The organism is Thermanaerothrix solaris, assembly GCF_032334255.1.
GTDB lineage: Bacteria > Chloroflexota > Anaerolineae > Anaerolineales > Anaerolineaceae > Thermanaerothrix > Thermanaerothrix solaris.
The window spans coordinates 377,849-401,864 of record NZ_JAUHMF010000001.1; the positions used below are offsets into that span (position 1 = coordinate 377,849).

General features: G+C 47.0%; 21 protein-coding genes. All 21 read left to right on the forward strand.

Going from position 1 to position 24,016, the window contains the following annotated elements:
• The first annotated feature begins 3 nt into the window (after window positions 1–3).
• On the forward strand, window positions 4–1,251 hold the full coding sequence (locus tag QYE77_RS01725; RefSeq protein ID WP_315623618.1) for a class I SAM-dependent methyltransferase: 1,248 nt from the start codon (window positions 4–6) through the stop codon (window positions 1,249–1,251).
• A 13-nt stretch (window positions 1,252–1,264) separates the two neighbouring features.
• The gene (locus QYE77_RS01730; protein ID WP_315623619.1) at window positions 1,265–2,467 is read left to right on the forward strand and encodes a class I SAM-dependent methyltransferase; all 1,203 of its coding nucleotides are present in this window, start codon (window positions 1,265–1,267) and stop codon (window positions 2,465–2,467) included.
• 17 nt (window positions 2,468–2,484) lie between these two features.
• Window positions 2,485–3,585 carry a glycosyltransferase family 4 protein gene (locus QYE77_RS01735; RefSeq protein ID WP_315623620.1) on the forward strand — a complete coding sequence of 367 codons (1,101 nt, stop codon included), beginning with the start codon at window positions 2,485–2,487 and terminating at the stop codon, window positions 3,583–3,585.
• A 73-nt stretch (window positions 3,586–3,658) separates the two neighbouring features.
• Window positions 3,659–4,591 (forward strand): glycosyltransferase family 2 protein, encoded by a 933-nt coding sequence (locus QYE77_RS01740; RefSeq protein ID WP_315623621.1) that lies wholly within the window; start codon window positions 3,659–3,661, stop codon window positions 4,589–4,591.
• Window positions 4,592–4,612: 21 nt separating this feature from the next.
• Window positions 4,613–5,356 carry a 3-deoxy-manno-octulosonate cytidylyltransferase gene (gene kdsB, locus QYE77_RS01745; RefSeq protein WP_315623622.1) on the forward strand — a complete coding sequence of 248 codons (744 nt, stop codon included), beginning with the start codon at window positions 4,613–4,615 and terminating at the stop codon, window positions 5,354–5,356.
• Window positions 5,357–5,361: 5 nt separating this feature from the next.
• Window positions 5,362–6,348, forward strand: a complete 987-nt coding sequence (locus QYE77_RS01750; protein ID WP_315623623.1) for a KpsF/GutQ family sugar-phosphate isomerase — start codon at window positions 5,362–5,364, stop codon at window positions 6,346–6,348.
• A gap of 3 nt (window positions 6,349–6,351) precedes the next feature.
• Window positions 6,352–7,209 carry a 3-deoxy-8-phosphooctulonate synthase gene (kdsA, locus tag QYE77_RS01755; protein ID WP_315623624.1) on the forward strand — a complete coding sequence of 286 codons (858 nt, stop codon included), beginning with the start codon at window positions 6,352–6,354 and terminating at the stop codon, window positions 7,207–7,209.
• A gap of 26 nt (window positions 7,210–7,235) precedes the next feature.
• Complete coding sequence (locus QYE77_RS01760; RefSeq protein ID WP_315623625.1) at window positions 7,236–8,498, forward strand: hypothetical protein; 1,263 nt, start codon at window positions 7,236–7,238, stop codon at window positions 8,496–8,498.
• Between the two features lies 1 nt (window position 8,499).
• Window positions 8,500–9,618 carry a glycosyltransferase family 4 protein gene (locus QYE77_RS01765; RefSeq protein ID WP_315623626.1) on the forward strand — a complete coding sequence of 373 codons (1,119 nt, stop codon included), beginning with the start codon at window positions 8,500–8,502 and terminating at the stop codon, window positions 9,616–9,618.
• A gap of 427 nt (window positions 9,619–10,045) precedes the next feature.
• Complete coding sequence (locus QYE77_RS01770) at window positions 10,046–10,795, forward strand: glycosyltransferase family 4 protein (RefSeq protein ID WP_315623627.1); 750 nt, start codon at window positions 10,046–10,048, stop codon at window positions 10,793–10,795.
• Window positions 10,780–11,622: a polysaccharide deacetylase family protein gene (locus QYE77_RS01775; protein WP_315623628.1), complete on the forward strand. Its 843-nt coding sequence runs from the start codon at window positions 10,780–10,782 to the stop codon at window positions 11,620–11,622. Before QYE77_RS01770 ends, QYE77_RS01775 begins: the two co-directional genes overlap by 16 nt.
• Before the next feature lie 5 nt (window positions 11,623–11,627).
• The gene (locus QYE77_RS01780) at window positions 11,628–12,806 is read left to right on the forward strand and encodes a glycosyltransferase (protein WP_315623629.1); all 1,179 of its coding nucleotides are present in this window, start codon (window positions 11,628–11,630) and stop codon (window positions 12,804–12,806) included.
• A complete protein-coding gene (locus QYE77_RS01785) occupies window positions 12,791–14,206 on the forward strand; it encodes an O-antigen ligase family protein (protein ID WP_315623630.1) in 1,416 nt (471 codons plus the stop codon). Before QYE77_RS01780 ends, QYE77_RS01785 begins: the two co-directional genes overlap by 16 nt.
• Before the next feature lie 17 nt (window positions 14,207–14,223).
• Window positions 14,224–15,369, forward strand: coding sequence for a glycosyltransferase (locus tag QYE77_RS01790; RefSeq protein ID WP_315623631.1), 1,146 nt, complete (start codon window positions 14,224–14,226; stop codon window positions 15,367–15,369).
• 2 nt (window positions 15,370–15,371) lie between these two features.
• Window positions 15,372–16,421 (forward strand): glycosyltransferase family 4 protein, encoded by a 1,050-nt coding sequence (locus tag QYE77_RS01795; RefSeq protein ID WP_315623632.1) that lies wholly within the window; start codon window positions 15,372–15,374, stop codon window positions 16,419–16,421.
• Window positions 16,422–16,645: 224 nt separating this feature from the next.
• Window positions 16,646–17,866, forward strand: a complete 1,221-nt coding sequence (locus tag QYE77_RS01800) for a phenylacetate--CoA ligase family protein (protein ID WP_315624909.1) — start codon at window positions 16,646–16,648, stop codon at window positions 17,864–17,866.
• Window positions 17,867–17,900: 34 nt separating this feature from the next.
• Complete coding sequence (locus QYE77_RS01805; protein WP_315623633.1) at window positions 17,901–18,902, forward strand: glycosyltransferase family 2 protein; 1,002 nt, start codon at window positions 17,901–17,903, stop codon at window positions 18,900–18,902.
• Between the two features lie 97 nt (window positions 18,903–18,999).
• Window positions 19,000–21,015 (forward strand): sugar transferase, encoded by a 2,016-nt coding sequence (locus QYE77_RS01810; protein ID WP_315623634.1) that lies wholly within the window; start codon window positions 19,000–19,002, stop codon window positions 21,013–21,015.
• A 37-nt stretch (window positions 21,016–21,052) separates the two neighbouring features.
• On the forward strand, window positions 21,053–22,054 hold the full coding sequence (locus QYE77_RS01815; protein WP_315623635.1) for a GDP-mannose 4,6-dehydratase: 1,002 nt from the start codon (window positions 21,053–21,055) through the stop codon (window positions 22,052–22,054).
• A 69-nt stretch (window positions 22,055–22,123) separates the two neighbouring features.
• On the forward strand, window positions 22,124–22,840 hold the full coding sequence (locus tag QYE77_RS01820; protein WP_315623636.1) for a nucleotidyltransferase family protein: 717 nt from the start codon (window positions 22,124–22,126) through the stop codon (window positions 22,838–22,840).
• Window positions 22,837–23,997 (forward strand): DegT/DnrJ/EryC1/StrS family aminotransferase, encoded by a 1,161-nt coding sequence (locus QYE77_RS01825; protein WP_315623637.1) that lies wholly within the window; start codon window positions 22,837–22,839, stop codon window positions 23,995–23,997. Before QYE77_RS01820 ends, QYE77_RS01825 begins: the two co-directional genes overlap by 4 nt.
• Window positions 23,998–24,016: the final 19 nt, after the last annotated feature.

Consider the following 24,016-nt stretch of genomic DNA (forward strand, 5'->3'; position numbering starts at 1 on the left):
TGAATGATGGCAATCATTTCCCCCCAGCGCTCGACTGCGGTTACTCGGTTGGGAACCCAAGAGTTGATCCACCAGCCTTGCCCAGCGTGTGGGAATGTTCCGCTGCGTGGTTTTTATGCGGTGCGCGGAGTGCCTGCACACAGCGTGTTACGCTTAGAAAGCCGTGAAGAGGCATTGGCATATCCAAAAGGGGACGTTCATTTAGCATTTTGTTGGCAATGTGGCTTCATTACAAACGTTGCCTTTGATCCCAGTTTGAACGCCTATTCTGAACGCTATGAGGAAACCCAAGCCTTCTCTCCTACTTTCAACTCATTTAATCAGCGGTTGGCAGAGTATTTGATTAGCCGTTACGAGCTTCATGGTAAGACCATTTTAGAGATTGGGTGCGGAAAGGGTGATTTTCTGGCCCTTTTATGTGAGATGGGTCAAAACCGTGGAATTGGTTTTGATCCGGCCTTCATTCCTGAACGAGCCCCTGAGATAAAGCATGGACAAGTAACTTATGTGGCAGATTTTTACTCTGAACAATATCGTGAGATTGAAGCAGATTTTTACGTCTGCAAAATGACTTTGGAGCATATTCATCCGGTGGGCGAATTTATTCAAATGGTGCGCGGGGCAGTTGGTGAGCGTCACGATGCTGTGGTGTTTTTTCAAATTCCAGAAGCCACTCGCATTCTTCAGAAGTTGGCTTTCTGGGATATTTATTATGAACATTGTTCCTATTTCACACCTGGTTCGTTAGGGCGATTATTTCGGCGTTGTGGTTTTCAGGTGTTGGATTTATGGGTTGATTTTGATGATCAGTACTTAATGATCGAGGCACTTCCCTGGGTTGGAGGTGCCCAAATGCCCCCTTTACCTCAGGAAAATGATTTGGAAACTCTTATCCCCCTTACAGCTTACTTTTCTCAATCCGTTCCTCAGGTACTCCTAAAATGGCGAAATCGTTTGCGAGAATACCACCAAAATCACCAAAGGGTGGTACTTTGGGGTGGAGGATCAAAGGCGGTTGCTTTTCTTACCACGTTAGGGGTGGGGGACGAAATCGCTTATGTTGTAGATGTGAATCCTTATAAAAGAAACACATTTATTGCTGGTAGTGGTCACTGGATTACGACGCCAGAGCATTTATTGGTGGAGCCACCAGATGTGGTGATCGTCATGAATCCAGTTTATGTCACAGAAATTGAGGCTATGTTAGCCTCACAAGGTCTCAAGCCAAAGTTAGTCCCCCTAAACGCTTAAGAAGAGGATGATAATGGTTGTTCATCGAGTAATTGTAAAGCCTCCACTACAATCTCAATGTCCCGTTTGTAAAGGGTTAAACGTTGAGCCATTCTTTGATATCAGCCAAGTGCCGGTACATTGTAATCTTATGTGGCCAAAACGTGATGATGCTCTTAGTGCACCTCGTGGTGAAATCAGGTTGGGCTTTTGTCATCAATGTGGTCATATTTTTAACTTGACGTTTTCCTCAGACCTGATGCATTACTCGAAGTGGTATGAAAATTCCCTTCATTTTTCATCACGATTTCAATCCTATGCTCGCACTATGGCTGAGCGGCTCATAGATCGCTATGATTTACACAACAAAGAGATCATAGAAATAGGAAGCGGAAAAGGTGAGTTTCTAGGATTGTTATGCGAGTTGGGAAATAATCGTGGGATTGGCTTTGACCCCGGGTATGTAGAGACGGGTGATATCCCTGCTACCCAAAGAGTGACATTCATCCAGGATTATTACTCGGAGCAGTATGCGCGCTACCAGGCCGATTTAATTTGCTGTCGTCAAACCCTGGAACACCTTTATCGCCCAGCGGAATTTGCGATGATGCTGAGACGCAGTATTGGGGAACGAAAAACGATTGCCTTTTTTGAAGTTCCTAATGTGCTTTTTATGCTGCGGTCTCGTTCGGTGTGGGATGTTATTTACGAGCATTATTCCTATTTTAGTAGTGGATCATTGGCTTATCTCTTTACGGCAAATGGTTTTAGAGTTCTCTCAGTAGAAGACTCATATGAAGGGCAGTATCTTATCATGGATGTTGAGCCCAGTTCAGATGCTTTGTCTCCGAGATTCCCAGAACCTCAGGAATTATCGCAACTTTATCAAGATGTCCAAGCTTTCCAAGAACATTTTCAGAATAAGGTGGCATATTGGCGGCAGCAACTGGGTCACCTAAAAGCAGAAGGTAAACGGGTTGTCATTTGGGGAGCAGGATCAAAAGGCGTTACTTTTTTAAATGCATTGGGGATAAGGGGTGAAATCGAATATGTGGTGGATATTAACCCCCGTAAGACCGGTATGTACGTTGCAGGGAGCGGCCAGAGAATCGTCGACCCTTCTTTCCTAAGGGTATATCGTCCGGATGCCATTCTTATTATGAATCCCATTTATGAAAGTGAAATTCGTGAGCAAGCCCATGCTCTCGGTTTAGACGCAGATTTTCTGCTTGTATAAACATCATTAGGATCATAATGAATATTTATTATGCCAATACCGACTACAAGCCGGGGGACACCCGCGGGCGTAACGCCCATATCCGACAATTTATTCGCCACTCTTTAGAGTTGGGTCATACGATTTGGCTGGATGAACCTGTAGCGCAGTATCCTCGACTTCGCACCTTAGCCAAAAGACGCTTAGAACGATGGTGGAGCTTGCGTCAGATGGATATCATTTACACGCGCTTGCAGGAGATGCCGGCGTTGAGCTGTCGTTATGCTGTTCCACCGCGTCGGTGGTGGCTAAACGGCACAGGGCACGTGTGGGAGTTTAATACCATTCCAGAATTTCATCGCATTATGGGACGTTCGGAACGTGCAGTCCAGGAATCAATCGCTCAATTTCGGGCTTATGGGAAGGGCTGCGATTTGGCAATTTGTGTTTCTGAGGCGTTGCGGAATTATGTCCAAACTAATTTAGGGATCAAATACGCTGTAACAGTTCCGAATGGATCTGATTCGGAACATTTTCGTCCCGATCTTATTCCGGCGTTACCTCACGATGAGGCGTCGCTTAGAGTGGTGTGGATTGGTAGTGCTGATTTATCATGGCATCACTTTGGTTTGATGGTGGAAGCGGCTAAGCAGTTGTGGAATGAACATAGACCAGAGATCACGTTTCATGTTATTGGCCATTCGTTCCCTATAGATCAAACCCCACCCAATGTGATTTACCATGGCCCCAAACCATATGAAGAACTTCCGCATTGGCTGGCCGCTATGGATGTCGGTTTGGTTCTATATCGGCCTGGTGTTGCCGACTATAACTCGCCTTTAAAACTCTTTGATTACATGGCGAGTGGTTTGGCTGTTATTGCGACGCCTCAACCACAGGTCAATGTAGTCCTTCAACAAATGGAGGCTATAGATTTTTTAGTCCCATTTGATGATGCGAGCTACCTCGTAGAGCGACTATTGTTATTGGCATCCGATCGGAGCAGGCGCTTGTCTCTCGGGCAGAAAGCGCGCCGTTTGGTTGAGAGTTATTACAACTGGCAACGAGTGGCAACAGAAATTTTTTCGCACATTGATGCGATGTTCAAACAAAAGGGTTCTCGTGAACGCCATAACTAATCTTCCACCGCCTCTTTCGAATCAAAGAGGCTGGCCTTGGACGCCTGAAGATGTGCTGATATTTCCTTCTCTTATGCCCAACGGACGCAGATGGCCTCGAATCAGTGTAACTATACCGAGTTATAACCAAGGACGTTACCTAGAAGCCACATTGCGCTCGTTGTTGCTTCAGGGGTATCCCAATTTAGAAATTCATGTCATGGACGGAGGAAGCACGGATGAAACGGGGGCGATATTGCAGGAATATGCACCCTGGCTCACCTCGTGGGTGAGCGAACCTGATCGCGGGCAAAGCCATGCCATAAACAAAGGCTGGGAGCGATCCACGGGGGAGTTGATCACTTATTTGAACTCAGACGATTACTACCTGCCAGGTGCTTTGCATTGGATTGCAATGGCTTGGGATTTTGATCCCTCGGTGGCCGTAATTACTGGCGGGGTTTTAATGGTGGATCAGGACGGAAATGTATTACAAACGCGCAAGCCTTTTCTGAAGGCACAATCCCCGCTAGATCTGTCATTGCTAGATATAAGGGCGTGGTATCTACCTCAACAAAGCACGTTCTTTGTAGGGAACTTCCTAAGCAAGGCTGGCTGTTGGGTGCGGGAAGATCTTCGATATACCATGGATCGGGAGTTAATGTATCGAGTGTGTCGCTTGGGAAGGGTGGTCTTATTGGATTATCCTCTAGCAGCAGATCGGTTTCATGCGGCTTCAAAGCGTGGTTCACAAGTGCTGGAAATGTATCGTGAAGACGAAAAGGCGCTTTCATATTGCGAGTGGGGAGATTGGCGGGCAAGACAACAGCGCAGAAGAGTGGCAAGGGCACGAAGAGGTCAAGGGCATTGGTTAATGAGTTTGCGTTCGCGATCCATTGGGATGGCGCTTTGGCATCAATTTTGGGCAATGTATTTTCGTCCAGCCTATTTCTGGAACACCATGGTTGGAAAAATCTTTTTGAACTGGTGGCATTTGATTCGCCAACGCTCCAATTTAGTCAGATAGCTCTCTATGCAAGGAGGGGTTATGGGGATTTGTGCCATTATACCGGCACGACTTGATTCGACGCGTTTGCCGCGAAAGGTTATGGCCGATATCAATGGGTGGCCTATGCTTTGGCATGTCTGGCAACGGGTTAAGCAAAGCCAAATGATTGAGAGAGTTGTTGTGGCCACCGATGCCGAGGAAGTATTGCAATTGGTAAGAAGTTGGGGTGGGGAGGCCCAATTAACCAGTTCGTCATGCCACTCAGGAAGCGAACGAGTAGCCTCGTTGGTCAGAGACATTGACGCGGAGTTCATTATCAATGTGCAAGCAGATGAGCCTTTGTTAGATCCTCTTCTACTAGATGATTTGGTCCAATCTTGGCTCACGTTAAGATGCGAAATTGTCACGCCGGTTTACCAGATTTTAGACCCAAATGACTTATTTAATTCATCGGTAGTAAAGGTGGCGCGGAGCTACCGAGGTCGTGCCCTTTATTTTTCACGCCAACCCATTCCATTTGTCCGCGATTTACCCCCTGACCGTTGGTTGGAGGCTGGGCAGTTCTGGGGGCATGTAGGTGTATATGGATATCGGCGGGATGTGCTAGAGTCTTATCCCTCACTTCCTCCCTCACTTTTGGAGCAGTCCGAGAAATTGGAACAATTGCGTTTCATGGAAGCAGGATACGAAATCTATACGGTAGAAACAACTTATCATCCCATTGCTGTGGATACATGGGAAGACTTAGAACGCGTACGCGGGGTTTTCTCACAGGAGGATTAAGAGTTATGCTGCTTGAGAAGCAGTCCAAGTGGTTGGAGGTTGCTCAATCTGTGATGATCAATGAGGCAAACGCCATTCAGTTTGCCGCTACTCATTTGGACGGGAGCCTTTCGCGGGCTGTGGAGATCATTCTAAGTCACTCCGGCAAAGTAGTCGTAAGCGGAATAGGTAAATCTGGACATGTGGCACAAAAAATTGCCGCTACTCTATGCAGTACAGGCACTCCAGCGGTCTTTCTTCACGCGGCAGAGGCGGTTCATGGTGATTTGGGGGTCTATACACCTGGTGATCCGACTATCTTGGTTTCCAAAAGCGGGAGCAGTGAAGAACTGATCCGGCTCACACCGATTCTGCGTCAATTTCGTTCAGCGCTAATTGCCATTGTCGGTAATCTTGAATCTCACCTAGCCCGTGAAGCCGATGTGGTGTTAGACGCACGGATACCACGTGAAGCAGATCCCCTTGGCATTGTGCCCACCGCGAGTGCTGTGGTTGCTTTGGCCTTAGGAGATGCTTTGGCAGCAGCATTAATGATAGCGCGACAGTTTACCGAGCAGGATTTTGTTCGGTTTCATCCAGCAGGACAATTGGGGCGCAATCTGTATTTACATGTAGGCGATGTTATGCACCGATTTCAAGATATTGCCTGGGTCAGACCAGAGACATCGCTCAAAGATGTTGTTATTGCTATGACTCAGCATCCCTTAGGTGCGGCTTGCGTGGTGGGTGAGGACAACCACTTAATTGGATTGATAACCGATGGAGACGTCCGACGTGCCCTACAAAGATTCGACGATATTCGTTCTCTGCATGCACGCGATATTATGACTCAGAACCCGATTCGAATCACCCCAGACGTGACATTGGGCCGGGCGGCGGAGATTATGGAAAATCGGCCTTCTCAGATTTCCGTCTTGCCCGTTGTGGAAGGGGAAAGCGGTATCTGTCTGGGATTGATTCGACTCCATGATATTTATCTCGGCGCGAGGTGAACCATGACCCATCCAAAAGCATTTAACATTGATCCACAGTGCATAATTGGAGGGGATTTCCCTTTGATTATTGCAGGTCCCTGCGTTGTGGAATCTATGGAATTGGTGCTAGAGACGGCATGGGCGTTGAAGGAAATCACCAACCGGCTCGGCTTGCCATTTGTGTTCAAATCTTCTTATGATAAAGCCAATCGTACTTCTCACCGCTCGTTTCGCAGTATTGGATTTGAACCCGCATTGAAAATCTTGGCACGAGTACGTGAAGAGGTGAATATTCCAGTGTTAACGGATGTTCATGAGACCAGCCAGGTGATGGCCGTAATGGAAGTGGCAGATATTATACAAATACCAGCGTTTCTATGCCGTCAGACCGATTTAATTCAGACTGTCGCCCGTAGTGGAAGGGTGGTGAATATAAAGAAAGGTCAGTTTATGGCACCAGAGGATATGAAGTTTGCGGTGGAAAAAGTCACTGATACGGGGAATCAACGGGTATTTTTAACTGAACGCGGAAGTAGTTTTGGTTACCACAATTTGGTCGTGGATATGCGATCATTGGTGATTATGCGCCAATTTGCACCCGTCGTTTTTGACCTGACTCACAGTGTTCAAATGCCGGGAGGGATGAATGGGCGCTCAGGTGGACAACGTGAGTTTGCACCATATTTGGCGCGAGCTGCTGCGGCGGTAGGAGTGGATGGTTTTTTTATGGAAACTCACCCGAATCCCGAAAAGGCCCTCAGCGATGGTCCTAACATGGTCCCATTAAGCGAGATTAGTGCCCTTTTAGAAAGTCTTTTGGAGATTTGGAAGATATCGCGCTCTTATTGGGAATCGGCGTCCTTATCTCCAGTTGCATAGACATCTTATCTTTGAGGTAACCATCCATGCCCGAAATTGTGGTTCTAGGAGCAAGCGGTTTCTTTCATCATGCCGAGCCTTTACTGCGTCACTTTGGCGAACGGATGGTGATTGAAGCAGAGTATATTCCAGCCAAGATTGCAGCTCACCAACCGGACATCGTGATTACCTTTGAGGCAAGTAACCCTCAGCGCGGATTGGTGGTAGCGGAAATGGTTCGCCGTAACATTGCTACTCTTCTTGTTATGGATGGTATTCAGGAGTGGCGCAATACCTGGTCTAGAATCAAGGGCGGAAATAAACGACCGCTTAATCAACCTATCTTAACTCATAAGGTTGCCTGTTTAGGGCGCTTAGACGCTCGCTTGTATGAGTCGTGGGGAAACGTAGGCAAGTGTGAAATTGTTGGTGCACCACGGCTGGATGATCTTATTCTACAACACTATCCCATACGTACGCACCCCATTGAAGGGAGACCTTTCCGCTTGCTGGTTATGACGGCCAGGACACCGGGGTTTACTTCCCAAGAACGCGAGGTAACACTTCAGTCGCTTAGAGATCTTCGCGATCATTTGAAACACCGTAAAGATATTGAAGTGGTCTGGCGACTTTCGAAAGGCCTTCATCTCGAGTTGGGGGTTGAAAATACTTTCACCTCGGCCACGGGAGATGAGTTACACCAATTGCTGCCTCAGATGGATGCTGTAATTACCACGCCATCTACCGCCCAACTAGAAGCCATGCTGGTTGGATTGCCTGTTGCTTTATTGAACTACCATCTCGTGCCTGTTTATACTTCAGCGGCTTGGGAGATTAAGTGTTCTTCTCATATTGAGCCCGTTCTAGAAGATCTACGTAATCCTCCGCTTGAGCGGATGCTTTATCAGGATTTTTGTTTACATGATGCACTTGAATGTCGTACTCCAGCGCTTCCTCGCTTGGTTCAATTGATTGAAACGATGATTAAGATCAGGCGAGAACAATGTTCACATGGAAAGCCACTCAGTTTCCCGGCCAGAATTCTCGATTCACCTGAATATTTTGTCTCTTGGCCAAGCGAAGCCTTTGATCTGGAACGGCTTTATCCTGATCATCCTGTGTTTCGTCTGCGAGAGGTAACTTTTCTACAATCCGAACTTGATGCTGCCCTGATCGCCATTGAGCAATTGAAGGATCAAGTTAATACACTAACCCAGCGTCTTCATCGGATCCCGGGTTATACCTGGCTAAGCCGTCTGGCGCTGAGTTTACAGAGGCGTTTTCACTTGGGTGGACATTATCAGGTGTAAGGTGAAAATACTATTTGCTCATTACCGACCAGACATTGTCAGTGGTGCAGAATATGCTTTAGTGGATACAGTAAGGTGGTTGGATCCTCGACTGCGGGCTTACATGTTGGTGCCTGGGGAAGGGCGATTGGCAAATGTCTATCGCCAGTTAAATTTACCGGTCTGGTCGTATCCCATTTCTACACCGCGGCGTCTCTTTCCAGGATGGCATGAGGTTCAATCTTTCTGGTTGGCTAGAAAACTCATCCAGGAAGATTTTCGGTTAATAGTTTGCAATACATTTGCTGCCGCCAGTCGAGTCATGACCGGCACCAAATGGGCAGGCTTGCCCCTTGTGATCATCATACGAGATTATCTACGAGATGTCCCCTTATACCGAAAAATTTTGCATCAAGCCAAGGCTCTGGTGGCGATTTCATGCGATATTGCAGGCGCTATCGCTCCAATGGCAAACGGAGTTCCAATTTATGTGAACTACGATCCAATTAATGCAGAGGCCTGGTTGGCGCGCGTACAGTCTTCGGTTGCACACCGTAGGCTTATTTTCCCGGAAAACAATCTGGTTGTGGGGTGGGTAGGACGATTGACTCCTTATAAACAGCCCGAACTTTTCATTCGCTCTATTCCAAAGGTCTTAGAGCAGATTCCCCAAGCGCGTTTTATCGTTGTGGGAGGGGCACAAAATTCTGAGCAAGATTATGAACAAGGTTTACGTTCGCTCGCTATGACCTTAGGGGTGCAAAAGTATCTTAGTTTTCTTGGGCCGCGGACAGATGTAGCGGAGTTAATGAGCGAAATGGATGTGTTTTGTCTTACATCGCGGCGGGAACCGCTCGGACGGGTGATTTTAGAAGCCCAATTGGCGGGTTGTGCAGTGATCGTGCCAGATTTTGGAGGCGCAGCAGAGTTGGTCGAAGACGGCGTCAATGGCATCAAATTTCATCCATTAGGGGAGCAGGCTGCTGAGGATTTAGCCTCAAAAGTAGTGATGTTATTGAGTCATCCAGAGATGCGCAAATCTTTGGGCTTGGCAGGAAGAGAACATGTCCTGGCAACCTTTGCCCAACCCAACATTGTAGCCCCTCTTTCTCAGATGTTCTTAAACCTTGCCAGGAATTAGGGGGAGCGATCTTGTGGATTTAAGACATGTGGCGGTTGTTTATCGGCTAGACCGACCAGGGGGTGTTCAATCGGTGGCGTTTGCTTTGATTCGCGGGTTGAATCGGCGGGGAATTGTGCCAACAATCCTATGGGATGTTCCTCCTAACCCAAGTTTATTGCAGAGACAGCAATGCCAAGCCAAATTTGAGAAAGTGAGGTTTCCTGTTCCCACTTTCTGGATTGATCGGTTGCCTAATACATTACGTTATCTCACCTGGATCTTTAACACTATTCGTTATGAAGGAATGGAAAGGAAATACCGTTTTGCCTTTCTTTTTCATAATGGGTTTCTGGTACCACCAGGTATGCCGCATGTTAGGTACCTAAGCGGCCCGCCTTTACTTCCCCAATTAGAGCAATCCGGACGAGGATTGCGGGGTCTACCAATGCGCATGTTACGTGCTGGATATCAGCGTGTCTTGTCGAAACGATGGCCAGCCTATGAATATCATCGGCAAGATTGTTATGTGATCAATTCCCGTTATACGGCGGGACTATTTTATCAAGCCCACGGCGTAGAATTGCCGGTCGTTTATCCTCCCATTAATCTCGAGGAATGGCATTTCGATCCGGGGGATTGGTCACAACGGGATTGCGTTACGTTCTTTTCTCGCATTGTGGATTATAAGCGCCCGAATTGGATCTTCAGGCTGGCTAAGGTGTATCCTCAATGGCACTACCTGATTATGGGGGGAGTTCCGCCCCATCGCATACCCTATTTGCGTTCCTTGCAGGCGCAGGCTGAGCGTATGGGGATAGCCCATAGAGTATCTTTTCTACCCAATCCATCTTATGCGGAAGTGAAAGAAGCCCTGGCGCGGACACGCTTTTACGTCTTTCCGGCCGTAAATGAGCATTTTGGCATGACCACAGTTGAAGCAATTGCCATGGGGGCGATACCCTTTGTTCACGATTCTGGAGGTCAGAGGGAAATTGTGCCATTGGACTGGTTGCGTTTTTCCGATGAAACATTTGTGGAGCGCTTTGATGGGATTACGTTGATGTCACAAGACGAATTAGAGTGCGTGAGACAGGGTATAAGAAGCCATATTAATCAATTCTCCGAGACCATCGCGGTTGGCAAATTACTCGAATTTATGGATCGAAGCGAAGAGGCCGCATGGGTGGAAAATTAATCCTTTTTTGGGATTTTGATGCCGAGTGGGGAGCAGAAAGATCCCGATCCGGTAGTGGTCCAAAGACGTGGGGACCCTTGGAGTTCAGTTGCACCGAAAGGCTATTAAGGTTGTTAGAACAATTTGGTGTTAAGGCGTGTTTTGCGGTGGTTGGAGCCGTTGCTCTCCCGGGAGTGCGTCCATATCATGATCCGGGATTAATCCGTGAAATTGCTGCCCAGGGGCATGAAATTGCTAGCCACGCCATGCACCATGAGTGGTTGCCCGGGGTGGGAAAAGGAAATCTACCTCAAATCATTCGGCAGAGTAAAGAAGTATTAGAGACCTGTATTTCGCAGCCGGTTACTACCTTTGCTCCTACTTATAACCAGCCATTTGATTTTTGGGAACGAGGTTCGATCAGCCTTTCGGAACGCCGTGGAGTGCCTCGTGACCGAGTAGATTTGGGTTTTCTGTGCCAAGCGTTACATGAGGAAGGGTTTACGTTTTGTAGGGTGGCTTATAGACCATTGAATGAGAGACTGATGCAGTATTTGGGATGCCGTAAGCCCTTCTTTCCTAAAATTGAGATGATTCGAGGTGTTACGACTCTGAGGACCAATGCTTTTGGTTTTCGAACAGATACACTAAATCTCATTGACCGTGCGATAGAAAAAAACGGTTTCGTGGTTTGTTTTGCACATCCACATGCTTTAAACGGGAATGGTGCTCAAGGCGAGAGACAACTCATTCCCTTCCTGGAACGAGTCCAGGAGTTGGCTAATTTGGGTAAATTGGAGATTGTTCTGCCTCGCACGGTTGTGCTTAAAACCCTTCATGAGGGTTAGATGAGATGCGTTTGTGCATAGTTTCCTATAAAGAGTGCTGGACGGATTCAAATGGACATTGGTATTCCAGTGGAGGATTTCCTCTCCAAATTAGAGCATTGGCTTCTTTATTTGATCAAACCACTTTGATGATTACAAAGGTAACTGAGGGAAGTGGTGGAATTGAACTACCGGCAGGCATCGAGGTAGTGGTTTTGCCTTCACCTCACGGGGAGGGGAAGAAACGCAAATTATTTATCTTGAAACATGCTCTAAATTATCTTTTGCTCATGTGGCGAGAAATTCGGAAATCCCAGGTGGTTTATATCCCATTGCCGGGGGACTTGCCATTACTTGGGATGGGAGTGGGTGTTGGGTTGAGGAAGCACTTAATTGTACGCTATGGGGGCTCTTGGGAGGTAAATGATCAGACTACGCTTTCTACCCGTTTTATGCGTTGGGCAATGCGGGGCTTAGCAGGAGGGCGGAATCTTATGTTAGCCACAGGAATGGATGATAAACCCCCTTCGCCAAACGTGCATTGGTTGTTTACCACAGCACTTACAAATGAGGAATTGGGGACAATAATGCCAAATTTTGAGCGTGGTTTGAGTAGTGAACCCCGTCTAGTATTCATAGGTCGTCTCTCTCCGGAAAAAGGGCTTCCTATTTTATTTGAAGCGTTAAAAACGATAAAAGAAGAGGGTTTTCAACCTATGCCTCACCTAACTCTAATTGGGGATGGTCCTCACCGGAACATGCTTGGAACCCTGATTAAAGCAATGGACCTCGAGAAATATATAGAGTTTACCGGGCAGTTGAATCGGAAGGAATTGTCTGCGCAATTGCTTACCATGGATGTTGCTGTACAGCCTTCTTTGACAGAAGGTTTGAGCAAGGCTTGGCTTGATGCAATGGCTCATGGACTACCTGTTATTGCTAGTGATGTTGGGATGGCAAGGAAAATTATCGGTTTAGATGGAGAGCGTGGGTGGTTAATTGAACCAGGAGATGTAAGTAGCCTGACAGTCAGGTTAAAAGAAGTACTTTCTTCATCTTTTCCTTGGTCACAAATTCGAAAGCGTTGTCGTCAGTTCGTGGAAGGTCTGACTCTAGAAGCATGGGTTGACCAGATTGCTCGGTTATGTGCTGAGCAATGGGGTTGGATTTATTCCGATGGAAGGTTGCAATGGGTGAAGTCGTAACGATAAAGCGTGTAGGTCGGAGAGCTCGAAAACCAGAAGTAAAAGACCAATTGTATATAGAAGAGTCCACAACGGACTCCGTCGGAAAGTTTGCACGTGGGCTGATCCTTCTACTTCTGATCATGTGGGGATTTAGTTTTGTTTGGGGATACTCTAATTCTGTCCTTGTGCTTAATATAGTTGGCCTTCTATTGGCGATACTTGGTTTTCGCTTTCCTGGTATCGGACTTTTGGGAATTGGATTGCTTTGTACACTCGACCCCCTGACGCGAAACTTGCTGTTAAGTGGTGGGCTATGGCGTTGGAACACTTTGAATTACTGGTTGATCATTGTTGTTCTGTTGAACCTTCGATTAGTTCTACGCTTGAATGATCCCAACACACGATGGCTCGAGGCCTTTTGGATTATTCTGGCGCTAATGTTACCTCTTAGTGTGTACATAAATGACGGGCTGCAAGATCTGCTTAATGTTGGAGCAACGTTGGGGATTCTCATCTATTTTGTCAAAGCCTCGCGAGATTCCAGGGTCTATTACTGGCAGGGAATGGTCAATGGTTTTGCAGGGGTTTTAGGAGGATTAGCGTTTTACCTTCAACTGGGTAATCTTCCCTATATCAATCCAAACTCTTGGGCTGCGTTTCCAATGACTGCGATCTTTTCAATTGCACTTGCATTGCCTAGTGCAGGGGCAATTAAACGTGGACGCCCAATCCTATTATTTCTGGCAGCCGTCAATATTATTTGGATTTTTCTCACCGGAAGCCGTGGCAGTTTATTGACGGCTTTTGTGGTGGTTGTCTATTACATGCTGGTTTTACGTAGTATTTCCTGGACTACGCTCTTCCTTGTTGTTGGAAGTGTTGCTGTTTTCTGGGCATCAAATTTGTTATGGGAACGCGAAGCCTATGCGCTTAATCGAATCCAGCGTCTTTTCGATCCCACCTATACCTTGGCTGAACGAACGAGTGGACGCTCTGATATTGCTGCTACTGGATTAAAAATTTTCCAGGAACGTCCTCTGGGAATTGGAACGGGTTCCTTTCGTGCCGGAGCCATTTTGCTAAACATTCAAAATGGCGCAGCTCGTCCGGCACATTCAGGATGGATTAAGACATTGGCGGAGAATGGTATCCAGGGGATTTTAATAATGGCGATCATGGTAGGGTCATTTCTAATAAACGGTTGGTTAAGCCACGAGCATCAACGCTTTGCCGTTGGATTTTTGGTAACTGTGGTTTTAGCGGTTTCGTTTGTTTCTAAGGAATTTCAAGGGAAAGATTTGTGGTATCTTGTTGCCGGCTCTATTCCTCTTTTGAATCCCCAGCACATAAATGCTTATTTGCAGACGCCTTTACCTGGACGAACAAGGCGAATGGCCCATCAGGGAACAAGAGTTTGAGGATGGTTTCCCCAAAAATGGTTGCTTCTCCGGAAAAATTGCGTGTAGCCATAATCGCTGGCACTTTAGGTTTTGGAGGTGCTGAGAAACAACTCGTGTATCTGGCCAACGCTTTAGCCCAAACCGGCATCGAGGTGCGAGTTTATTGCTTGACCCAAGATGAGCCTTACGAGGGAGTATTGCGTAAAGAGGGAATAACGGTTGTTTGGTTTGGTCAATCCGGCAGTCCAATTTTGCGAGTGTTTGCTTTGATCAACTTACTTCGGGATTTTCGTCCGCATTTTATCCATTCTGCTCACTTTTATACGAATCTTTATGCTGCTATTGCCTCAAAGTTTACCGGTGGAGTAGCGATTGGAAGCCTCCGAAGTGATCTTGAGTATGAGTTAAGTGCGAATGGTTTTTGGGGGCCTTGGTTGTTGCGGTTACCCCATGTGATTCTAAGTAACTCGTATGCGGCTCGCCAGCGCGCAATTACTTTTGGTTTAAATCCTGCGAAGGTTTTTGTATTACCAAATGCGATTGACTTGCATGCCTATGACCGACAGGCTGCACAGACTTTCCTTTATTGCTTGCCGGAAGGACGTATTTGGATCGCTACGGTTTCGAGATTGATTGAGGTTAAGCGCTTGGACCGCTTCTTACGCGTCTTAGCGCGGGTTCGACAGCATGTACCTACCGTTGGGGGAATTATTGCCGGTGATGGGAGGCTTAGGAAACTCTTGGAGCAGCAGGCGACTGATTTAGGACTGATTCCCGATGGGGTCCAATTTCTTGGCCATTGTGAGGCTGTTCCGGCTCTTCTCTCGCGTATGGATGTGTTTATGTTAACCTCAGATCACGAGGGCTTTCCAAATGGTCTATTGGAGGCTATGGCTGCAGGTTTGCCGGTGGTTACGACGCCAGCAGGGGATGCCCCAAAAGTGGTTCAAGATGGTATCAACGGTTTTGTGGTGCCGCACGAGGACGAGGATGTTTTTGTGGAAAAAGTTACCTGGTTGGTTCAGCACCCACAGTTGCGTCAAACAATGGGCACAATGGGGCGGCAAATGGTGGAAACTTCTTATAGTTATGCCAATTTGGGGAAAAACGTATTTGACTTATATCAGAGAATCGCCCATTCCCTAAATCTTCCAAAAGTAGTTGCTTTGGTGAAGGCGTGAAAATGTCATTGATTAACAGGTATCCCCGGCTAGGATTTGTGGGTTCAATGCTTGGAGTTAACCCGGGGTGGGTAACTAGCCAAGGTGAAATTCTGGCAAACTTATTTACCCAGGCAGGCTATTCGGTACGTCTTACCTCTACTCATATCAATCGCCTACGTCGTGCTTTGGACATTGCGATCACTACAATGCTTACCTGGAGAAATCAGGTGGATGTCCTTCTTATCATGGTCTTCTCGGGTGCAGGGTTTGCCTTTGCGGATATGGCAAGCTTAATTGGGCAATGGTTAGGTAAACCCATAATCATGTGGCTTCATGGTGGGGCATTGCCACAGTTTAGTCACCGTTTTCCTCATTGGGTTCATCGAGTACTTAACCGAGGTACGGCTGTGGTTTCACCATCCCCGTATTTAGCCCATCATTTTGAAACCATGGGATTTTTAGTTCGTGTTATTCCAAACGTGCTTAATTTACATGATTATCCCTATCGCCGTCGGGAAACCTGTTTACCTCGATTAATTTGGATGCGCACCTTCGAGAAATCCTACAATCCAGAACTAGCCCTAGAGGTTGTTTCGCGGCTTAGATCTCGCTGGCCGGAGATAATCTTAACCATGGGGGGACAAGATCGCGGTTGGCTTAATGAGGTCAAGACCCGAATCCAGAAATTGAGGTTGGAGGCCAATGTTCGTTTGGTAGGATTTATGGATATGACGATCAAGCAGCAAGAATTTAGCGCCCACGATATTTATCTCAGCACCACTCGGGTGGATAACACACCCGTCAGTGTTGTTGAAGCAGCTGCGTTTGGGTTACCTATTGTTGCTACTTCTGTGGGTGGCATCCCGTTTATGTTACGAGATGAGGAAACAGCTTTGCTTACAGAGGACAACAATGCCGTTGACATGGCTGATGCCGTAACTAGATTGATAGATGATCCAGCCTTGTCCTCCCGGCTTTCAGAAAAGGGACGGGCAATGGCGGAAACATATGATTGGCAATCAGTACGTTTGGGGTGGGAATCTCTATTTCGTGAGATCGCTGTCTTGTGAAGGGGGATGAGTAGTGCTTTTCATGAGGTTAACGAATGGATAAGATATCCCTTTACCAAAGCCTTCCTTACCCTTTGAAGTCATTGGTTGCTAGCCTTCATGGGTTTCGCTTGCGAGCCCAACGCTTTGGGGGAAGATCCGAGCGCAGAATTAATGAAGCCCTTTCTCGTGAACATTGGTCTTGGGATGAATGGCAGTCATGGCAACAAACGCGCTTGGACGAAATGCTTGATTTGGCAGTAAAACAAGTGCCTTATTATCGTGAATATTGGGAAAAGCGACGTCAAAGGGGAGATCGGGCGTCTTGGGCATACTTAGAAAACTGGCCGATACTCAAAAAAGACCCCCTGCGCCGGTTTCCCAAGGCTTTTGTGGTTGAAGGAGCGGATTTTCGCTCGTTGATCGAGGAACATACGAGCGGCACCACTGGCACGCCCTTGACGATATGGCGCAATTTAGAAACAGAGCGTCAATGGTATGCTCTTTATGAAGCGCGAGTTCGAAGATGGAATGGTTTCTCATATCATGACCGTTGGGCCATTTTGGGTGCGCAGCCCATCATTGCTGTAACTCAACAGCACCCGCCGTTTTGGGTCTGGAATGCAGGACTAAACCAACTTTATCTTTCTGCGATCCATATCAGCGAGACTTTTGTTTCATCTTATGTGGAAGCATTATGGAAATACCGCATACGCTATCTTTTGGGGTACCCTTTTGCGTTGGCTCTAATAGTTCGCTTGGCCGAAAAAGTGGGTTTGCAATTACCCCAATTAGATTCAGTGATTACAAACTCTGAAATTTTGCTACCAGAGATCAGGGCAATTCTGTCGCGCGGTTTTAAGTGTCGAGTGGTGGATACTTACGGAATGTCTGAAACTGTTGCTGCGGCCAGTGAGTGCGAATTTGGCCACATGCACGTCTGGCCAGATGCAGGGGTCATTGAAATTCTAAGGGAGGAAGAGGATAAACCGGCTGATAAAACTGAACCTGGTAGGTTAATCTTGACAGGGTTGCTCAACCCGATCATGCCTTTGATTCGCTATGAAATTGGGGATCGAGGGCGATGGGCATCTGATCCGACGCATTGTGAATGTGGGCGACAAATGCCAGTATTAGCCGAAATAAAAGGACGCTTGGATGATGTGCTCTTGTCTCCGGACGGACGCCGCATAGATGCAGTTGTTGCCGTTGTGTTTAAAGCGGATTTACCTGTTCGTGAAGCTCAGATTGTTCAGAGGGCCTTGGATCATCTAGAGATACGAATAGTTCCTGAAGCAGGATTTTCGGATCGTGATGTAGATGTGCTTGTACGGCGAGTTAAGAAAATAGCGGGTGAGGATATGGACGTGGACGTTGTCAAAGTTGATGCGATTCAGCGCGGCCCTAACGGAAAATTTCGCTTCATTATTTCACTGCTTGATCATTCCAGTCCTTTATCCCTGTAGATCTATCTAAAAGAGTTCAAAGGAGTAATACAAAATGGCGGGTGAGAAGTACCCGTTTGTATCCGTTGTAATGCCGGTTAGAAACGAAAGAGATTACATCCAACAAAGCCTAGAAGCAGTTTTGGCCCAAGACTATCCTCGAGAGTGTATGGAAATACTGATAGTTGATGGGATGTCCGAAGATGGGACGCGAGAATACGTCTGCGAGCAACAAAAGCACGTTCCTAATTTATATCTGCTGGATAATCCAGGCAAGATAGTGCCCGTGGGATTAAACATTGCCATTGCAAAGGCAAAGGGGGAAATTGTGGTTCGGGTAGATGGTCATTGCATCATTGCACCAGACTATATACGGCGCTGTGTGGATTATTTAGAACGAGAGCCTATTGTGGGTGTCGGAGGGCCAATGGAAACCGTGGGGGAAACACCCACAGCCAGGACAATCGCACTTGCCATGTCTTCTCTGTTTGGGGTAGGAAATTCGGCTTTTCGGGTTCATGTCAATTCACATCGCTATGTTGATACGATTCCTTTCCCGGCTTATAGAATGAGCACCCTTCGCGAGGCAGGCCCTTTTGACGAAGACCTAATCAGAAATCAGGATGATGAATATAACTATCGCCTTAGATCAATGGGAGGAAAGTTACTTCTTGCTCCCGACGTGCGGTCTAAATATTACAGTCGAGGTTCTTTGAAAGCCCTTTGGAGGCAATATTTCCAATATGGATTTTTCAAGGTTCGTGTACTACAGAAACACCCGGCACAATTCAGTCTACGCCAGCTTATTCCGCCTGCTTTCGTTGGCACCTTGTTGGTGGCATTAGTGTTATCTGTTTTCATTGTGCCGATGCGTTATTTTCTATTGGGTTTGCTAGTGGTTTATACCGCGGTTAATTTTGGCGTATCACTCCTTATTGCCATTCGACATGGTTGGGAACACTTTTGGCGCTTGCCGCCAACTTTTGCAATTTTACACATTGCTTATGGTTTGGGATTTTTAACGGGCCTCTTAAAAGCAATCGCTCGTAAAAATTGAGAGTTTGAGCTTGGGGGAATTCATAAATGTGTTTAACTTGGAGTTGGTCTGTGTTTTTTCTTTAGAGGTTACGAAACCCTGTGGTATGGAGGGAGGAATGGAAAAAGTTGTTTACACCAAGGAACCTGAAGATTCCGAGATTAAAGCCTGGTTTTCGGTCATGATGCGTCATCTAGATGATGGGTTGCGGCGAGTTAGGGATATTGTCGTCTCAGCAATGGGGATGATCGTTCTCGCTCCCTTCTTTCTTCTTGTTGTAATGATGATTCGACGCGATTCACCTGGGCCAATTTTTTACAAAGGGCATCGCGTGGGAAAGAATGGTCGTATTTTTAAGATCCTAAAGTTCCGTACTATGTATGAACATCCTGCTTCGTTTAATGGCGCGCGGGTAACAGCCAAGGACGATCCGAGAATTACGCCATTCGGGCGGATTTTGAGAGACACGAAACTTAATGAATTGCCTCAATTGTGGAATGTCTTCGTGGGAGACATGAGCCTTGTTGGGCCGCGACCAGAAGACCCAGAAATTGCCTCGCACTGGCCGGAGGACATCCGGCGCGAAATTCTCTCGGTGCGACCAGGAATCACCAGCCCGGCTTCTGTCCTGTATCGCAATGAAGAAGAGATGCTCCAATCTCGAAACGTTATGGATCGTTACCTGTGGGATATCCTCCCTAGCAAATTACGTTTGGATCAGCTGTATGTACGGAATCGTAGTTTATGGACAGATTTTGATGTTCTATTCTGGACAGCAGTGGTGTTGCTTCCCCGGCTTAAGAATTATGTGGTTCCAGAGCACTTACTCTATTGGGGACCACTGGCGCGCTTTTTAAATCGCTATCTTGTTTGGTTCTTTGTGGATTTCTTGGTGGCTTTTGTGGCTGTTGGTTTTGCAGGAGTGTTGCGGCGGCTGAGTGGCCCATTGGACCTTGGCATTGAATTGTCAATCGGGATCGCGTTCATCATCGCTTTTATGTTCAGTATGATCAATGCATTAACGGGAATTAACCGTGTTGAGTGGTCGAACGCAGGTGCTGCCGAAGCAATGGATCTGGCGGTTTCGACGGGGCTGGTAACATTGATCCTTTTTTTGGTCAACCTTTTCCTCCCAGGTGGAACTTTATTACCACCTATTGTCTTGGTTGTAACAGGCATGTTCGCTTACATCGGATTTGTTGCGACTCGTTATCGGAATCGGCTGGTTAGTAATCTGGTTACACGTTGGTTACAAGCAAGAGGGGAAAGAGTCAAGACATTAGGTGAGCGCGTATTGATTATAGGAGCGGGGCAGACGGCCCGTTTTGGTATCTGGTTGCTTCGAAATGGAGACCTGGCGCGAGCGTTTACCCCCATCGGACTCATTGATGACAACCCGCGCAAGATTGGGGCGTTGGTTGATGGTTTACCAGTGATCGCTCGAACTGACAAAATTCCCACTTTGGTGAAACAGCATGATGTTGGATTGATCCTTTTTGCCATCAGTGATATTCGCCCAGAACACAGCGAAAGAATTCTAGCCCTTTGCCGACAAACAGATGCGCGACTCATTCTGATGCCGGAAGTTTTGGATAGTCTGAAGGCTCACTTTCCTACGGGTGAGCAGAGTCGAGAAGAATTGGCGGAAAAAGTTTTGAGAAACACACTCTATGATCGTCTAACAGGGGTGTATAACCGGCAGCACTTTTTGCGTTTGCTTGATCGCGAAACTCAAAGGGCGAGACGATATCGTAATTCACTTTCCTTGATCATCATGAGCGTTGATTACGCTTGGCCGAATGAGGCAACCCGTTCAGCAGCAATTACTGCCCAGATCCTCAAGGCGGTTTCTGAGCGGGCTTTACGCGATATTCGTGAGATTGATGCAATAGGGCGATTGGAAGAAAAAATTTTCGGGATCCTTTTACCGGAAACCTCAATTGAGGGGGCAAACCTCGTGGCTGAACGCTTACAGGTGCGCTTGGGCAGTGCTCCAGTTTGGACTGATCGTGGTCCGTTGGGGGTTGAGGTGGTCATGGGGGTTGCGTGTTTGGATGGTTCTCAAGATCAGGAAAGTGTTTTTGAGAGGGCGTATCAAGCTATGAAAATCGCAGCAGACACGAGACCTCTATGATGTGTATTTACGATTTTTATCTTTTGAGGAGCATTCTTTGAATACAGAGACTATTTTTACAGGAAAAAAGATTTTGGTTACTGGAGCAGCAGGGTTTATCGGTAGCCACCTGGTTGAGCGATTGCAGACTTTGGGGGCAGATGTGAGAGCCCTTGTGCGCTACACCTCGCGCGGCGATGTGGGATGGTTAAGTCTCCTTCCGGGTGAGCGGAAACAGGCCTTAGAGATTGTATTCGGGGATCTACGCGATCCGGACGCAGTACGTCAGGCTATTGTGGGAACTCACATTGTTATACATCTTGGAGCCTTAATTTCAATTCCTTATTCTTACCTCCATCCTTTCGAGGTTGCTCAAGTCAATCTTATGGGCACGCTTAATGTTTTGATCGCAGCCCGCGATGTGGGGGTTGAGCGGGTAATCCATACATCAAGTAGTGAGGTATATGGTTCGGCACAATACATACCCATTGATGAGCGACACCCATTGCAAGGGCAATCCCCCTATTCGGCGAGCAAAATAGGAGCAGATATGCTGGCTGAAAGTTTTCATCGAACGTTTGATCTGCCGGTCGTCACAATCCGACCTTTCAATACTTATGGCCCTAGGCAATCGGCACGAGCTGTAATTCCGGCCATTATTACTCAAGCGCTTACAAGAGATACCATTTTTTTGGGCAATCTTTCTACTAGACGCGACTTCACCTTTGTAACAGATACTGTTGAGGGTTTTGTGCGTGCTATTGTTGCAGGTGGAGTGGAGGGGGGCGTTTTTAATTTGGGTACCGGTTATGAGGTTAGCATTAGTGAATTATGTCAAATGATCCTTGCTCTGACTGGGAGTCGCGCTCGGATCATTCAGGATGAACAGAGATTACGGCCTGAAAAATCCGAGGTCTTACGGTTGTTATCGGATAATCGGCGGGCGCGTGAAGTGTTAGGTTGGACTCCTAAAGTGTCGCTTGATGAGGGTCTAAAGGAAACCATTGAATGGATCAAAGGGAACTTAGGGCGTTTTAAGACTGGGCAATATGAGATTTAGTGCCGGATATATTGCTGGATAGATTACCTAGAGATTAAAAGCGGATTCGGGGTCAGGAAGGAGGACATTATGAAGGCGGTCATTTTGGCTGGCGGCAAGGGTACGCGTTTGGCTCCATATACAAAGATTCTTCCTAAACCATTGATGCCGGTTGGGGAAATGCCGATATTGGAGGTCATCGTACGCCAATTGCGACGGGCGGGCGTAGACGAAATCATTTTGACTGTAGGGCATTTAGCCGAATTGTTGCGGGCGTTCTTTGGCGATGGTAGCCATTTCGGTTTAAAGATTCGGTACAGTTTTGAGGATCAACCTTTGGGTACGGCAGGGCCTCTGGCATTAGTGGATGGTCTGGATGAAACTTTTTTAGTTATGAATGGAGATGTGCTTACGGACTTAAGCATTCGTGATTTGATCCAGTATCATCGAGAAATGGCCGCCAGTGCCACGATTGCTATGCATCAGCGCAAGGTCAAGATTGATCTCGGCGTCATTCTTTGTGATGGTGGTTCACGGGTTGTGGGGTATATCGAGAAACCCACTTATGATTACCAAGTTAGCATGGGGGTTTACGTTTTTGAGCCAAGGGTGCTAAATTTTATCCCGCGGGGAAAGTACCTGGATTTTCCTAATTTGGTGCACAAACTTTTAGGGGAAGGGGAAAAAGTAGTTGGGTACCTTTTTGATGGTTATTGGCAAGATTTGGGCCGCCCAGATGATTATGAACAAGCAACAGAGGATTTTCACAATTTGCGTCAAAAATTTTTACCGGAGATCACAGAATGAGTGTCTGGCGAATACCTCTAGCGGATATTGATTTGGGAGAAGAAGAAAAGGCTGCAGTGCTCGCGGTCCTTGACCGGCGTTGGTTGACGATGGGAGAAGAGACCCAGCACTTTGAACAGGAATTTGCCGATTATGTTGGTGCTACGTTTGCATATGCGGTTAGCAATTGTACTGTGGCTCTCCACCTGGCTTGTTTGGCGCTTGGTCTTGGGCCTGGTGATGAAGTGTTGGTGCCCTCTCTAACCTTTGTGGCCACAGCAGCTGCCGTTCGTTATGTTGGTGCAACGCCGCGTTTTGTGGAGATAACTTCAGAGAAGGATTTAACAATTTCTCCCCAAGACATAGTGAATTGTATTACCCCACGGACTCGGGCTATTATCGTGATGCATTATGGGGGCTATATGTGCGACATGCCATCCATTTTGAATATTGCTCGGCAACATAACCTTTTTGTGATTGAGGATGCAGCGCACTCGCCCGGCGCCAGCCTGGAAGGACGAAAAGCAGGGGTATGGGGTGACATAGGGTGTTTTTCTTTCTTTTCAAACAAGAATCTTTCCACTGGCGAAGGTGGAATGGTTACGACTCACCGACAAGACATTGCAGAAAAGATCCGTGTGTTGCGTTCCCATGGTATGACGGCTTTGACATGGGATCGCCACCATGGTCATGCCTGGAGCTATGATGTGGTGGCTTTGGGATATAACTATCGTTTGGATGAATTGAGGTCGGCAATTGGTAGGGTTCAATTGCGTAAACTAGAGGCTAATAATCAGCGCCGAGAAGATTTAGTGGCATATTATCGGGAAAAAATTCGTGAGCGCGTACCTAACATTGAGGTGCCCTTTGAAAGTCACCCGGGCCAATCTTCTTATCATTTGATGCCAATCCTGTTACCTCGTGAAACCCCTCGTGAACACTTTATGGAGGGCATGAAACGTCGAGGGATTCAAACCAGTATACATTACCCTCCTGTACACCAATTCAGTGCTTATCAAGGAATAACCCTCGTTCAAGGAAGGGACTTGCATTTTACAGAGTCGATAGCCAATCGCGAAGTTACATTACCGCTTTATCCAATGCTTACAAAAGCCCAAGTGGACGAGGTGGTTGAGGCGATTTTTGAGACATTAATTGAAACGCAACCGAATCACTAGCCAACTTTACCCATTTTTC